The sequence below is a fragment of the Methylobacterium sp. J-070 genome (assembly GCF_022829385.1).
Taxonomy (GTDB): Bacteria; Pseudomonadota; Alphaproteobacteria; order Rhizobiales; family Beijerinckiaceae; genus Methylobacterium.
The window spans coordinates 57,965-71,608 of sequence record NZ_JAKSXX010000246.1 but is presented as its reverse complement, the minus strand read 5'-3'; the positions used below and the strand labels follow the sequence as shown (position 1 = coordinate 71,608).

General features: G+C 72.2%; 11 protein-coding genes and 1 other RNA gene. 9 read left to right on the top strand and 3 right to left on the bottom strand.

Going from position 1 to position 13,644, the window contains the following annotated elements:
• Positions 1-2 precede the first annotated feature (2 nt).
• From MKL01_RS28680 to MKL01_RS28655, 6 genes are all read left to right on the top strand, one after another.
• Complete coding sequence (locus tag MKL01_RS28680; protein ID WP_279604943.1) at positions 3-1,079, top strand: PAS domain-containing protein; 1,077 nt, start codon at positions 3-5, stop codon at positions 1,077-1,079.
• 111 nt (positions 1,080-1,190) lie between these two features.
• Positions 1,191-1,628: a response regulator gene (locus tag MKL01_RS28675; protein ID WP_243908583.1), complete on the top strand. Its 438-nt coding sequence runs from the start codon at positions 1,191-1,193 to the stop codon at positions 1,626-1,628.
• A 302-nt stretch (positions 1,629-1,930) separates the two neighbouring features.
• The gene (locus MKL01_RS28670; protein WP_243908582.1) at positions 1,931-3,832 is read left to right on the top strand and encodes a methylmalonyl-CoA mutase subunit beta; all 1,902 of its coding nucleotides are present in this window, start codon (positions 1,931-1,933) and stop codon (positions 3,830-3,832) included.
• Positions 3,829-4,254 (top strand): hypothetical protein, encoded by a 426-nt coding sequence (locus tag MKL01_RS28665; protein WP_243908581.1) that lies wholly within the window; start codon positions 3,829-3,831, stop codon positions 4,252-4,254. The genes MKL01_RS28670 and MKL01_RS28665 overlap by 4 nt, the downstream gene beginning before the upstream one ends.
• Before the next feature lie 123 nt (positions 4,255-4,377).
• Positions 4,378-4,824, top strand: coding sequence for a hypothetical protein (locus MKL01_RS28660; RefSeq protein ID WP_243908580.1), 447 nt, complete (start codon positions 4,378-4,380; stop codon positions 4,822-4,824).
• A 26-nt stretch (positions 4,825-4,850) separates the two neighbouring features.
• Positions 4,851-5,570 (top strand): glutathione S-transferase family protein, encoded by a 720-nt coding sequence (locus MKL01_RS28655; RefSeq protein ID WP_243908579.1) that lies wholly within the window; start codon positions 4,851-4,853, stop codon positions 5,568-5,570.
• A gap of 51 nt (positions 5,571-5,621) precedes the next feature.
• Here MKL01_RS28655 and MKL01_RS28650 read toward each other — a convergent pair whose 3' ends face one another.
• Complete coding sequence (locus MKL01_RS28650; protein WP_243908578.1) at positions 5,622-7,385, bottom strand: bifunctional protein-serine/threonine kinase/phosphatase; 1,764 nt, start codon at positions 7,383-7,385, stop codon at positions 5,622-5,624.
• On the bottom strand, positions 7,382-8,920 hold the full coding sequence (locus MKL01_RS28645; protein WP_243908577.1) for a YifB family Mg chelatase-like AAA ATPase: 1,539 nt from the start codon (positions 8,918-8,920) through the stop codon (positions 7,382-7,384). Before MKL01_RS28645 ends, MKL01_RS28650 begins: the two co-directional genes overlap by 4 nt.
• 245 nt (positions 8,921-9,165) lie before the next feature.
• Here MKL01_RS28645 and ffs point away from each other — a divergent pair.
• The 3 genes from ffs (at position 9,166) to MKL01_RS28630 (ending at position 11,568) form a co-directional block, all read left to right on the top strand.
• An RNA gene (ffs, locus tag MKL01_RS28640) (signal recognition particle sRNA small type) lies at positions 9,166-9,264 on the top strand.
• Between the two features lie 48 nt (positions 9,265-9,312).
• Positions 9,313-11,166 carry a DNA polymerase III subunit gamma/tau gene (locus MKL01_RS28635; RefSeq protein WP_243908576.1) on the top strand — a complete coding sequence of 618 codons (1,854 nt, stop codon included), beginning with the start codon at positions 9,313-9,315 and terminating at the stop codon, positions 11,164-11,166.
• A gap of 78 nt (positions 11,167-11,244) precedes the next feature.
• Complete coding sequence (locus MKL01_RS28630) at positions 11,245-11,568, top strand: YbaB/EbfC family nucleoid-associated protein (RefSeq protein WP_243908575.1); 324 nt, start codon at positions 11,245-11,247, stop codon at positions 11,566-11,568.
• Between the two features lie 349 nt (positions 11,569-11,917).
• On the opposite strand, the gene MKL01_RS28625 is transcribed toward MKL01_RS28630, so the two are convergent.
• On the bottom strand, positions 11,918-13,537 hold the full coding sequence (locus tag MKL01_RS28625; protein WP_243908574.1) for a phosphoenolpyruvate carboxykinase: 1,620 nt from the start codon (positions 13,535-13,537) through the stop codon (positions 11,918-11,920).
• Between the last annotated feature and the right edge of the window lie 107 nt (positions 13,538-13,644).

The following is a 13,644-nucleotide window of genomic DNA, read 5'->3' as shown; positions in this document are numbered from 1 at the left end:
CGTTGAGTGTCCGATCCGAGCCGAGCCCGCCACCCGTGGCATTGGTCGAGGCTTTCGCGAACAGCCTTTCGCCGATGGTCATCACCGACGCGCGCGCGCCCGACAACCCGATCGCCTGGGCCAACGAGGCGTTCCTGAAGGTGACGGGCTACAGCACCGAAGAGATCGTCGGACGCAATTGCCGCATGCTGCAGGGGCCCGCCACGGATCAGGCGACGGTCGAGCGGATCCGCGGCGCCGTCCGGGCGGCCGAGCCGATCTCGGTGGAATTGCTGAACTATCGGAAGGATGGCACGCCCTTCTGGAACGCGATGACCATCACGCCGGTGCGCGATTCGGACGGTCTGGCGTTCTTCTACGCCGCCCAGGCGGACATGACCCATATCCACCAGCTCGAAGTCTCCATGCGGGGGACCAACGACGAGCTGGAGCGCCTCGTCGACGCCCGGACGCAGGACCTGTCCGCCGCGCTGGAGCAGAAGACCGCTCTGCTCCACGAGGTCGATCACCGGGTAAAGAACAACCTGCAGGTGATCTCCTCGCTGATGCTGCTCAAGGCGCGCCGGACCCCCGAGGGCGAGGCGCGTGACGCGCTGCAGAGCATGGCGGAGCGCATCGGCGCGCTGTCGACGGCGCATCGGATGCTCTACTCCGAAGGCGACTGCACGCATTTCAACCTCGGCGAGTTCGCCGCCGAGTTCCTGGCGGACATGAACGCCGGTCTCGACCCCGACCGGCGCCGGATCGAGGCCGATGTCGAGCCGATCGCGGTGGCCGCCGCGATGGCGGCCCCGCTGGCCCTGCTCATCCACGAACTGACCGCCAACGCCCTGCAGCACGCCTTCCCGGGTGAGCGGGAGGGGCGCGTCTCGATCGCCGCCCGGCGGACCGACGATGGCATGCACCTGATCATCCGGGACGACGGCGTCGGCCTCGCGGCGACCCCGGTCAATCCCGCGGGCTTCGGACGCAACCTGGTCGAGATGGTGGTCCGTCAGATGCGTGGGACGATCGTGTGGGCGGATGCCGGGCCGGGCACGACCGTGACGATCGACATCCCGCTCAGGCCGTTGCCTTGAGAATCGGGTTCTGACCCTTCAAGCTCGGCGCCGGTCGGGCCGACGAAGGGCTCGGACGTTGGATCCAAAGCGGGCATGGCGTCCGGCGTCGACACGGGGTCCGGAGTGGACATGGGGATCGGGAACGCCGGTACGGAAACCGCCCTCCGCATCCTCGTGGTCGAGGATGAGGCGCTCATCGCGCTCGAACTCGAGAGCCTTCTGGAAGATCTCGGTCACGTCATGGTGGGCGTCGCCGGCACTGCGGCGGAGGCCATCGCCCTAGGCCGGTCGACGACGCCGGATGTCGCCCTCGTGGACATCCACTTGGTCGACGGCCCGACCGGCATCGAGGTCGCCCGGGCCCTGTCGGCCGACCGGCGCACGACGGTGGTGTTCATGACCGCCAACGCGAAGCGGATTCCGGAGGATTTCGCCGGGGCGATCGGGGTGATCGCCAAGCCCTATTCCGAGCGTGTCGTGGCCAGCACCCTCGACTACGTGGCCGACCGGCGCGCCGGCCGGGCCGATCCGGCCTGTCCGGACGGATTCTCACCCGCGCCGGCCTGACCGACGGGGCCCGGGCCTTCACGGGACGCGGGCGGCGGCCCAAGCGAGTCCGCGCGGCGGGGTCGGTCTGGCTGCCTTGGCTGGACGGATTGCGGGCCTTTCCGACCGCGCCGGAACGCCGGGATCGCCGTCTCGACTCGAAGCCGCTGACGCGTAACCGGAACCCACCGCCGTCCGGTTCAAAAACCGGTCGCCTGCGGCTTGAGGTTTCCTCAACCGTCCAGCGATTGCCTCCGGCGGGACGGCATGCGAGGCAATCGGAAGACAGCGGTGCGCGAGACGCCGCGGCCTGGGACGATCCGATGGAAGACAGACCGCTCGCCGACCTGTTCGAGCCCGCCGACCGGGCGCGCTGGCTCGGCCTCGTCGAAGGCGTCCTGAAGGGCGCCGATTTCGAGAAGCGGCTGGTCTCCCGGACGGCCGACGGCCTGCGGATCGAACCGCTCTACGGCCCCGCGGATCCGACCCCGCAGCCGGTGCGCGAGCCGGGACCCTGGCGGATCGCCCAGCGGGTCGACCACCCGGAGTTCGCCGTCGCGAACGCCCAGGCGATGGCCGACCTCGAAGGCGGTGCCGACGCCCTCGTCCTCGCCTTCGCGGGGGCACCCGGCGCCCGGGGCTACGGCCTGACCGCCATGACCGTCGACGACCTCGATGCGGTGCTGAAGGGGGTGATGCTGCCGCTGATCGCCCTGCGGCTCGACGCCGGCGGCCGGGGGCTCGAGGCCGCCGGTCTGGTCCGCGCGCTGGCCGAGCGCCGGGGCGAGGACCTGTCGTCCTACGATCTCGATCTCGGCATCGATCCGGTCGGGGTCCTGGCGGCGACGGGCAGCCTGGGCGCCGTCTGGAGCGAGATCGCCCCGCGCCTAGCCGAGACCGTCTCGGAGCTGGAGGCGGCGGGGTTCACCGGGCGGGCCTTCCTGGCCGATGGCCGCCCCTACCACGAGGCGGGCGCCGGGGAGGCGGCCGAGCTCGGCGCCGTGCTGGCCACGGGCGTGGCCTATCTGCGCGCCCTCGAGGCGGCCGGCGGGGACCTCGGCACCGCCCGCGACCGCGTCGGGGTGCTGCTGGCGGCCGATGCCGACGAGTTCGTGACGGTGGCGAAGTTCCGCGCGATGCGGCGCCTCTGGGCCCGGGTCGAGCAGGCCTGCGGCCTGGATCCGAAACCCCTGCGCCTGCACGCCGAGACCGCGTGGCGCATGATGACCCGCCGCGACCCGTTCGTGAACATCCTCCGGACCGGTATGGCGGCGGCCGCGGCCGGAATGGGCGGGGCCGACAGCGTCGCGGTCCTCCCCTACACGCAGGCTCTCGGGCTGCCGGACGCCTTCGCCCGCCGCGTCGCCCGCAACAGCCAGATCGTCCTGATCGAGGAGGCGCATCTGGCCCGGGTCGCCGATCCGGCCGCGGGAGCGGGCGGATTCGAGGCGCTGACGGGCGAGATCGCGGAGGCGGCCTGGGAGGCGTTCCAGGCGATCGAGGCGGAGGGGGGCATCGTCGCCTCCCTCAGCGTCGGCAAGCTGCAGCGCCGGATCGAGCTGACCCGGGAGACGCGGATGAAGGCCGTCGCCAGCCGCCGCGAGCCGCTGACGGGTGCGAGCGAGTTCCCGAACCTCGCCGAGAAGGCGGTCGCCGTGCTCGACGCGGCCCCCGTGGTCCCGCCGCCCGCCTCGAATTTCGGATCCGGCTCGGCCGTCGCCAGCGACGCCCTGCCGTCCCAGCGCCTGGCCGAGCCCTACGAAGCCCTGCGCGACGCCTCCGACGCCGTCCTCGCCAAGACCGGACGACGGCCGACGGTGTTCCTGGCCAACCTCGGTCCGGTCGCGGCTTTCAATGCGCGGGCGACCTTCGCGGCCAATGCCTTCGCGGCGGGCGGCATCGAGGCCCTGTCCAACGAGGGCTACGCCGACGCGGACGTGCTCGCCGAGGCGTTCACGGCCTCCGGGGCCCCGCTCGCCTGCATCTGCTCAACCGATGCGATCTACGCCAAGCGCGCCGTCGCGGCAGCGGAGGCGCTGTCGCGGGCCGGCGCCGCCACGATCTACCTCGCGGGCAAGCCGGGGGACCTGATCGAGCCGCTGCAGCGGGCCGGGGTCGGCGCATTCCTTCACGCCGGATGCGACCTCGTCGCCCTGCTGAACGAGGCGCTCCGCGCGGCCATGCGGGCGCCGGCGCGGGCTGCGGCGGACCAGGGCGCGCCATGACGGACCGCCCTCCCCGGCGCGACCGTCTGCGCCTGGCGGCGCACAGCCGCGCATTGCGCGTCGCCGCCGCCCTGGGCCTCGCCTGCACGGTCCCGGCCTCGGCCGCGCCCCACCGGGCAGCGAACGCGGCCCGGTTCGACGGCACGTGGAGCGTGGAGATCATCACCGAATCGGGCTCCTGCGATCGGGCCTACCGCTACCCGGTGAAGATCGAGGGCGGGCGGCCGCGCTTCGTCGGAATAGGCTTCACGATCGACGGTGGGGTCGCGGGCAGCGGTGCGATCCGGGGGTCCATCTCGAACGGCACCTCCTCGGCCGACGTGCGCGGACGCCTCGGCCTCGATGGATTCGGCGCCGGGACTTGGGTCTCGTCGGGCCTTCTGCAATGCCGGGGGCGATGGAACGCCGAGCGCCGCGGCTGAGGCGCCGCGAAACGGTCCGGATCTTGCCCAAGATCGGGCACGCCGACTGCGCCGTCAGCCCCGTTCCCGACGCAATCATGAGGGAATGCTGAACGCGGTTCGGAACCCGACGAGGCCGCCCGCATGAAGACTTCAATTCTCGCCACGCTCGCCGTCCTCGTTCTGGTCCCGACGGCACAGGCGCGCCCTCAGCGGCATCCGGCCAAGCCGGCGGTGGACGCCGCGGCGGCCGAGAAGGTTCTGGGTCCGCTCCGCCAGGCCGCGACCGAATGCTTCGCCGACACGGTGCTGACCAACCCGAAGGCGACCGCCGAGGCGCGGGCCGGCCGCTGGTACCAGGCGGCGGGCATCACCGGTTTCCTCTGCCGGCCAGAAGTCGCCGCGATGATCCAGGCGCACGACCGGATCTACGGCTCCAAGACCGGCGAGCGCTACTTCAAGACCGCCTACGCCAAGCACCTCGACCAGCAGCTCGCCCAGCGGCTCGAGCCGATGCTGGCGCGCAAGGCCGTCGCCAGCGCCGAACCGCCGGTCGACAAGGCCGCCGAGGAAGCCGCGCCGGGCAACTGAGCGGAGCCGGGGCTCCAGCGCCGGGGATGCCCTACGAACTGCACTACTGGCCGATGATCCAGGGGCGGGGCGAGTTCGTCCGGTTGGCCCTGGAGGAGTCCGGGGTCCCCTATGTCGACGTCGCCCGCCGCGACGACGAAGCCGGCGGCATCGCGCCGATGCTCGACCGCCTCTCCGATCCCGAGAACCCGCGGCCCCCGCTGGCGCCGCCCTTCCTGCGCGACGGCGCCGTCGTCATCGGGCAGACCGCCGCGATCCTCCTGTACCTGGGTCCGCGTCTCGGCCTCGTCGGCGATTCGGAGGCGGACCGGATCTGGACCCATCAGCTCCAGCTCACCATCGCGGATGCGGTGAACGAGGCGCACGAGACCCACCATCCTCTGGGTGTCGGCCTATACTATGCGGATCAGAAGCCGGAGGCCGCACGCCGCGCCGAATCATTCCGGGCCGAGCGCCTCCCGAAATTTTTCGGGTATTTCGAGCGCGTGCTGGCAGGCAACGGCGGCGAGACCCTGGTCGGCTGCAGCCTGTCCTACGCCGACCTGTCGCTGTTTCAGCTGATCGCCGGGCTCGACTACGCGTTCCCGAAGGCGACACGGGCCGCGTTGCGCGACGCGCCGCGGCTCGTTCGGCTGCACGCGGCCGTGGCGGCCCGTCCCCGGATCGCCGCCTACCTGGCGAGCGACCGTCGGGTGCGGTTCAGCGAGGACGGCATCTTCCGGCACTATCCCGAGCTCGATCCCTGACACGGCCCCGCTCGCCCGATCCGGCGCCGCACCCGCATAGGCGACGCGCCGTCACCGGGGCGTGCGCGCGATCAGGACGGCCGCCAGCGTCAAAACCGCGATCAGCAGGACGAGCGAGAGCAGCCGCCAGAACAGCAGCGGATCGCGCTCCAGCAACGGGGAGCGCCTCGCACCGGTGAACGCCGGATTGGGATGCCGGAGGTCGTGGACGAATTCCGAGAGGGCCTGGTAGCGGCGCTGGGGGTTCGGGTGGACCGCCTTGCGCAGGGCGCCGTCGATCCAGACCGGCAGGAGCGGACGCACGGTGAGGGCCGACGCGTAGCGCAGCTTGCGCTGGGCCGACGCCGTCTGCGCCCGGGGCACGGCATCGCCGTAGGGCAGCCGGCCGGTCAGCATCTGGTAGGCGATCACGCCCACCGAGAACACGTCGGACGCCGCCGTCGAGCGTTCGCCGAGGAAGCATTCCGGCGCCGTATACTGGACCGTTCCCAGGATGTCGGCCGTGTCGATCCGCGGATCGCCCTCGATGACGCCTGCGACCTTGGTGGCGCCGAAGTCGATCACCTGGACCGTCCCGGCCGCGTCGATCAGCACGTTATCGGGACGGAGATCCTGGTGGACCATCTCCCGGCGATGGAACGCCTGCACGCCCCTGGCGAGTTGCTCCACGAGGCCGCGCACCACCTCCAACTCGGGCGCGGCGTGGTCGCGCATCCACTGCGTCAGGGTCTGGCCCTCGACGTAGCGCATCACCGTATAGAGGTGGCTACGGCGCCGGGTCTGCGGATGGGCCTTGAGCACGTGCGGGCTGTCGATCCGGCGGGCGATCCACTCCTCCATCACGAACCGGCGCCGCTGCGCAGGGTCGTCGCGGAGGTCGTGGGACAGGACCTTCAGGGCCACGCGCGCCCCGGCGGCCGGATCCTCCGCGAGGTAGACGCGGCTCCGCGGACCGGAATGCAGGGTTCGCAGGAGCCGGTAGCCGTCGAACTCCGCCGGCGGGTCGAGCAGCGGCGCCGGGTCGAGCCCGTCGATCCCGCCGAGCAGGTCGGCCGGCTCCCCTTCCGGCACGGACTCGACCCGCAGGATCTGGATCGTGAGGTTGTCGGGGCTGCCGGCCGCCAGGGCCGCCTCGACGATGGCGCGCGCCGCCGCATCGAGATCGCCCGCCGCCGCGATCGCCGCCGCCATATCCCGCGGACGCACGTGCTCGTGGATCCCGTCGGTGGTGAGCACGAAGACGTCGCCGCGCTCGATCCCGAGCATCAGGTAGTCGATGTCGACCCGCCCGTTCGCCCCGAGGGCGCGACCGAGATAGGATTCCGCCGCTGAGACGACGACCCGGTGATCCTCCGTGAGCTGTTCGAGCGAGCGCCCGGCCACGCGCCAGATCCGGCCGTCGCCGACGTGGAACAGGTGCGCGGTGGCCGCCTTCAGCACCAGGGCATCGAAGGTGGTGACGTAGCCTCGGTCGGCATCGTTCGGGTCGCGGCCGCGCCGCGTCTGGGCGTAGAGCCAGGAATTCGCCGCCGCGATCACCTGCAGCGCCGAGCTCTTCACCGACCACGTGTCCGGGGTGGCGTAATAGTCGCCCAGGAAGCTCTTGACCGCGGTCTCGCTGGCGGCCGCTCCGGCCGCGCTGGTGCTGATGCCGTCGGCGAGCGCCGCGGCGATGCCCTTCCGGCCGAGGCCCGGCTGGGGCGGCACGAGGATGCCGTGGAAGTCCTGGTTGGCGGTCTTGCGGCCGGCGGCGCTGTGCTGGCCGATCGAGACCGTCAGGTCCTGGGCCGGCCGGGTCGGTGCGGCGGCGCTCAAGCGGCCGCCGCCGTGCCGTCGCCCCGGCCCCGGTACGACAGGGCCTCGGCCAGGTGCAGCCGGCGCACCTGCGGCTCGCCGTCGAGATCGGCGAGGGTCCGGGCCACGCGGAGGGTCCGGTGGAAGCCGCGGGCGGAGAGCCGCATGGTCTCGGCCGCCTGCCGGATCAGCGCCGTCCCGTCGGCATCGGGGCTCGCGACCTCCTCGATCAGGTTCGCCGGGCAGGTCGCGTTGGTGGTGGCGGCCGGCAATCCCCGCCCGGCGTAGCGCGTCGATTGCAGGGCGCGTGCCGTCGCCACCCGCCCGGCCGCCTCCCGCGAGCCCTCCGCGGGCGACGGGAGGATCAGGTCCGCCGCCGTCACCGCCGGGACCTCGATGCGCAGGTCGATCCGGTCGAGCAGCGGGCCGGAGATCCGGGCCTGGTACTGCGCCATGCAGCGCTCGTTCGGGCCGCGCCGGCAGGCATAGCCCGGCTCCAGCCCCTGACCGCAGCGGCAGGGATTCATGGCCGCCACGAGCTGGAAACGGGCCGGGTAGGTGACGCGATGGTTGGCCCGGGCGATCATCACCGCGCCGGTCTCCATGGGCTGGCGCAGGCCGTCGAGAACCTGCGGGGCGAATTCCGGCAGCTCGTCCAGGAACAGGACGCCGCCATGGGCGAGGGAGACCTCGCCCGGGCGCGCGCCCAGGCCGCCGCCGACCAGCGCCGCCATCGAGGCGGAGTGGTGCGGTTGCCGGAACGGCCGGCGGTTCGACAGCGCGCCGCCCCTGAGCTCGCCCGCCACCGACTGGACCATCGAGATGTCGAGCAGCTCCCGCGGGTCCAGGGGCGGCAGGATCGAGGGCAGCCGCGCGGCCAGCATCGACTTGCCGGAGCCGGGCGGCCCGTTCATCAGGAGGTTGTGGCTGCCGGCCGCGGCGATCTCCAGCGCGCGCTTGGAGCCCTCCTGGCCCTTGATGTCGGCGAGGTCCGGCAGCGGTCCGGCGGGGCCCGCGATGGACGGCTCCGGCCGGGCCATGACCTGACTGCCCTTGAAGTGATTGGCGAGCTGGATCAGCGAGCGCGGGGCCAGCACGTCGAGGTCGCCGCCGGCCCAGGCCGCCTCCGGGCCGGTGGAGGCCGGACAGATCAGGCCGAGACCCCGGGCAGCCGCCGCGATGGCGGCCGGCAGCACGCCGTTGACCCCCGTGATGCTGCCGTCGAGGGCGAGTTCGCCGAGCACGCAGTAGCCGCCGAGCGCGTCGACCGGGATCGCGCCGATCGCCGCCATGACGCCGAGCGCGATCGGGAGGTCGTAGTGCGAGCCCTCCTTCGGCAGATCCGCCGGGGCGAGGTTGACCGTGATGCGCTTGGCCGGCAGCGCGAGCCCCGAGGCGATGAGGGCGCCGCGCACCCGCTCGCGGGACTCGGCCACCGCCTTGTCGGGCAGGCCGACCACCGTGAACACCACCGAGCCCGGGATGATCTGGACCTGGACGTCGACCGCCCGCGCCTCGATGCCCTCGAAGGCCACGGTGGCGACGCGGGTGACCATGGGACGCCATTCCTCGACGCGGGGCCGGGCTGGTCCCGCGAGCACCTAAGCTGTGGGGGAGAATCGGAGCGGGCTCAAGAGGATCGCCGCCCATCGGGCACCGGGCAATGAAACCTGTTCGCCGCGGGCGATCCGCCACGCGCCGGTGCGGCTCGGACGTCCGGGCGGCTCGGCCCCGCCGCTGGACCGGCGACGGGGCGCCGGGCGGCGCTTGCGTTCGGCGGACGCCCCGGCCATATAGCCGGCGGGGGGTTGGCGAGGGACGTTTCACTCGCCAACCGGGTCAGGTCCGGAAGGAAGCAGCCCTAACGAGACCGAGCGGGTCTTCGTCCAGCCTCCCACCTCATTTCTTGCCTCGTTTCCTGGCGCTCGGCAGCCCGACCCGATACGGCATGGACGCTTCGACCGGCACGCCTGACGACGAGCCGGGCCTGCCCGGGTTCGCGAGCCCCGCCAGCGCGGCGACGCCCTACCGGGTGCTCGCGCGGAAATACCGCCCGACCAATTTCGGCGATCTGATCGGCCAGGAGCCGATGGTCCGGACGCTGGCCAACGGATTCTCGGCCAACCGCATCCCGCAGGCCTGGATGCTCACCGGCGTCCGCGGGGTCGGCAAGACCACCACCGCTCGCATCCTGGCCCGCGGCCTGAACTACGCGCGGGCCGGCGTGCCCGATACCGGGCCGACCGTGTCGATGCCCGAACTCGGCCTGCACTGCGCGGCGATCATGGAATCCCGGCACATGGACGTGCTGGAGATGGACGCCGCCTCGCATACCGGCATCGACGACGTCCGGGCGATCATCGACGGCATCCGCTACGGGCCGGTCTCGGCGCGCTACAAGGTCTACATCGTCGACGAGGTCCACATGCTCTCCGAGAAGGCGTTCAACGCCTTCCTGAAGACGCTGGAGGAGCCGCCCCCCCACGCCAAGTTCGTGTTCGCCACCACGGAGATCCGCAAGGTCCCGGTGACGATCCTGTCGCGCTGCCAGCGGTTCGACCTGCGCCGGGTCGAGGCGCCGGTGCTGCACGCACACCTCGCCAAGGTCTGCGCCGCCGAGAAGGTCGAGGCCGAGGACGAGGCCCTGGGCGCCATCGTGCGCGCCGCCGAGGGTTCGGTGCGCGACGCGCTCTCGCTCCTCGATCAGGCGATCGCCCATGGCGCCGGCACCGTCTCCGCCCGGAGCGTGCGCGACATGCTGGGGCTGGCCGATCGGGCCCGGATCCTCGACCTGTTCGAGGCGGTGATGCGCGGATCCGTGCCGGCGGCCTTCGCCGAGCTGCGCGCCCAGTACGATTCGGGCGCCGACCCGTCGGTGGTGCTGTCGGACCTCGCCGCCTTCACGCATCTGGTGACCCGGCTCAAGATCGTGCCGGAGGCCGCGTCAGATCCGACGCTCAGCGAGACCGAGCGCGTCCGCGGCGGCGCGTTCGCGGAGAAGCTGTCGATCCGCGCGCTGTCCCGGGCGTGGCAGATCCTGCTGAAGGCGATCCCCGAGGTCCAGGCCGCCCCGCGCCCGCTCGCGGCCGCCGAGATGGCGATCGTGCGCCTCGCCTACGCCGCCGACCTGCCCACCCCCGACGAGGCGCTGCATCAGCTCCGGGCCGATGCGGCCGCCGCGCCGGCGGGCGATCCCGCCACCGAGCCGGGCCGGCCGCCGCTGCCGCCGATCCCCGACCTGCGGGGCGGCGGCTCCGCGGCGCTCGCCGCGGCACCGCGGACGATGCCGGCCGAGCCGAGCCCCGCTGCCGCCCCGGCCGGCATGCGGGCGCCGGCGCCCGTCGCACCGCCGACCCCGACCCTCGGCCGGTTCGAGGACCTGATCGCCCTGGCGGACGCCAACCGGGACATCCTGCTCCGGACCGCGCTGGAGCGCGACGTCCACCTCGTGCGCTTCGAGGAGGGCCGGATCGAGATCCGGCTCGCCCCCGGAGGCCGCCCGAGCCTTGCCACCGACATCGCCGCCGCGATCGAGCGCTGGACCGGGCGGCGCTGGGCCGTCGTCCTGTCGAAGGAGGCGGGGGCCCCGACCCTCGACGCCGCCGCCCGCGCCGCCACCGAGACCCGCCACGAGAACGCCGCCGCCGACCCGTTCGTGCGCGAGGTGCTGACCCGTTTCCCCGGCGCCGAGATCGTCGACGTGCGCGAGACCGCATCCGAGGCGCTGGCCTCCGCCGAGCAGGAGATCCTCGGGGAAGGCGATGCCGCGCGGGTGGACGAGGTCGACGCCGACGATCCCTGACGCGGTCGGCGGGGACCCGCATGGCGCGCCGGCCGCGCCGTACCCAGATCAGACGAGAACGAACCGGGAGAGATCCGCATGCGCGACCTGATGGGCATCATGAAGCAGGCTCAGGCCATGCAGGAGAAGATGGGCTCCCTGCAGGCGGAGCTGGACGAGATCGAGGTGACGGGGGCCTCCGGGGGCGGCTCGGTGCGGGTCACCATGTCGGCCAAGGGGCAGATGAAGGGCGTCGCGATCGACCCGTCCCTGATGGTCGCCGACGAGCGCGAGATTCTGGAGGACTTGATCGTCGCCGCCTGCAACGACGCCCGCGGCAAGGCCGAGGCCACCATGCAGGAGCGCATGGCCGAGCTGACCAAGGGCCTGCCCCTGCCGCCCGGCATGAAGCTGCCGTTCTAGACCGCTTTCTATCCGAGGCGGATCACGAAGCGCGACGCTCTCTCCTCCCCCTCGCGGGGATGAGGTGGGGGTGGGGCAGACGGCACCGCCGGGCCACATCCGGCACCACGCCCACCCCGCAAGGGCGAGGGGAGTCGCGCCTAGACCGTCAGGCGCGCGATCCAACTCAAGCCGAACATGCACTATCCGGCGGCTCGGCGCCCTTCCGGATCGGCGGGACGCGTGCCCCGGTTCTGGAAGCGGAGCGAAGCAACCCGAGAGCGCTACGGCGAGCGCGCTCGCGCCGCCCGGGGGGCGCTCGCGATGACTGCGGGGAACGGGCGGCCGTCCGGGCCGCCCGCCCGCGTTATCAGGCCGCGATCGCCTGCGCGGTCGGCCCGGCGGCGCGCACGTCGGCGTCGACATGGGTCTCGAACCGCTTGAAGTTGTCGTCGAACATCTTCACGAGGCGCGCCGCCGTCTCGACGAACGCCCCCTTGTTGGCCCAGGTCTTCACCGGGGTCAGGATGTGCGGCTCGACGCCCGGGACCGAGACCGGCACCGCGAAGCCGAAATACGGGTCGCGGCGGAACTCGGCCTGGGCGAGGGAGCCGTCGAGCGCCGCGCCCAGCAGGCGCCGCGTCACGCGGATCGGCATGCGCCGGCCGGTGCCGACGCCGCCGCCGGTCCAGCCGGTGTTGACCAGCCAGCAATCGACGCTGTGCTTGGCGATCAGGTCGCGCAGCAGGTTGCCGTAGGTGCTCGGGTGCCGGGGCATGAACGGCGCGCCGAAGCAGGTCGAGAAGGTCGCCTCGGGCCCGGTCAGGCCGCGCTCGGTGCCGGCGACCTTGGCGGTGTAGCCCGAGAGGAAGTGGTACATCGCCTCGGCGCCGGTGAGCTTGGCGATCGGCGGCATGACGCCGAAGGCGTCGCAGGTGAGCATCACGATGTTCTTGGGATGCCCGGCCCGGCCGGTGGCGCTGGCGTTGGCGATGAAGTCCAGGGGATAGGCGCAGCGGGTGTTCTCGGTCAGCGACGCGTCGTCGAAGTCCGGCGCCCGGGTGACGGGATCGATGATCACGTTCTCCATCACCGTGCCGAACCGCTCGGTGGTGGCGTAGATCTCCGGCTCGGCGTTGCGCGAGAGGCGGATGGTCTTGGCGTAGCAGCCGCCCTCGAAGTTGAAGATGCCCGCGTTCGACCAGCCGTGCTCGTCGTCGCCGAGCAGCTGGCGGGACGAGTCGTTCGACAGGGTGGTCTTGCCGGTGCCCGAGAGGCCGAAGAAGATCGCCGAGCCGCCCTCGGCGTCGAGCGCCGCGTTGGCCGAGCAGTGCATCGGCATCACGCCGCGGCCCGGCAGGATGTAGTTGAGATAGGTGAAGACCGACTTCTTCATCTCGCCCGCGTAGGCCGAGCCGCCGATCAGCACGAGCTTCTTGGTGAAATCGATGGCGATCACGGTCTTGGACCGGCAGCCGTGCCGGGCGGGATCCGCCTGGAAGCTCGGCAGGTCGATGATGGTCATGTCCGGCACGTAGGACGCGATCTCGGAGCGGTCCGGACGGATCAGCAGGTTGCGGATGAACAGCGAGTGCCACGCGAACTCGGTGAACACCCGCGCCTTGACCCGGTAGGCCGGGTCGGCGCCGCCGTAGAGGTCCTGGGCGAACAGCTCCCGGCCCTCGGCATGCGTCAGGAAGTCCTGGCGCAGCGTCTCGAACTGCTCGGGCGTGATGGCGCCGTTGTTGTCCCACCAGACCTCGTTCTCGGTGCCGGCATCCCGGACCACGAACTTGTCCTTGGGCGAACGGCCGGTATGGCTGCCGGTGGTGGCGACGATCGCGCCGCCGCGGGCGAGCTGCGCCTCCCGGCGGGCCAGCGATTCCTCGTAGAGACGCGGGGCCTCGAAATTCCAATGGACGGCCTTGAGACCGCGGAAGCCGGCCGCCTCGGCGCCGTGGGCCCCGTTGTGATCACCGATATTCGTCAAGAGCGTATCTCCCGGGACCCTGTTCGACCGTCGACGCGACTGTGCCGGACGAGACCATCGTCCGGGATTGACCGGGGGACGTCCGTGCGATCGTACAGGTCCGCCGC

What these genes read in the sequence shown, in the direction of transcription:
- MKL01_RS28675 (WP_243908583.1), top strand. Translation starts at nt 1,191, where the DNA reads ATGGGGATCGGGAACGCCGGTACGGAAACCGCCCTCCGCATCCTCGTG.
- MKL01_RS28670 (WP_243908582.1), top strand. Translation starts at nt 1,931, where the DNA reads ATGGAAGACAGACCGCTCGCCGACCTGTTCGAGCCCGCCGACCGGGCG.
- MKL01_RS28665 (WP_243908581.1), top strand. Translation starts at nt 3,829, where the DNA reads ATGACGGACCGCCCTCCCCGGCGCGACCGTCTGCGCCTGGCGGCGCAC.
- MKL01_RS28660 (WP_243908580.1), top strand. Translation starts at nt 4,378, where the DNA reads ATGAAGACTTCAATTCTCGCCACGCTCGCCGTCCTCGTTCTGGTCCCG.
- MKL01_RS28655 (WP_243908579.1), top strand. Translation starts at nt 4,851, where the DNA reads ATGCCCTACGAACTGCACTACTGGCCGATGATCCAGGGGCGGGGCGAG.
- MKL01_RS28645 (WP_243908577.1), bottom strand. Translation starts at nt 8,920, where the DNA reads ATGGTCACCCGCGTCGCCACCGTGGCCTTCGAGGGCATCGAGGCGCGG.
- MKL01_RS28635 (WP_243908576.1), top strand. Translation starts at nt 9,313, where the DNA reads ATGGACGCTTCGACCGGCACGCCTGACGACGAGCCGGGCCTGCCCGGG.
- MKL01_RS28630 (WP_243908575.1), top strand. Translation starts at nt 11,245, where the DNA reads ATGCGCGACCTGATGGGCATCATGAAGCAGGCTCAGGCCATGCAGGAG.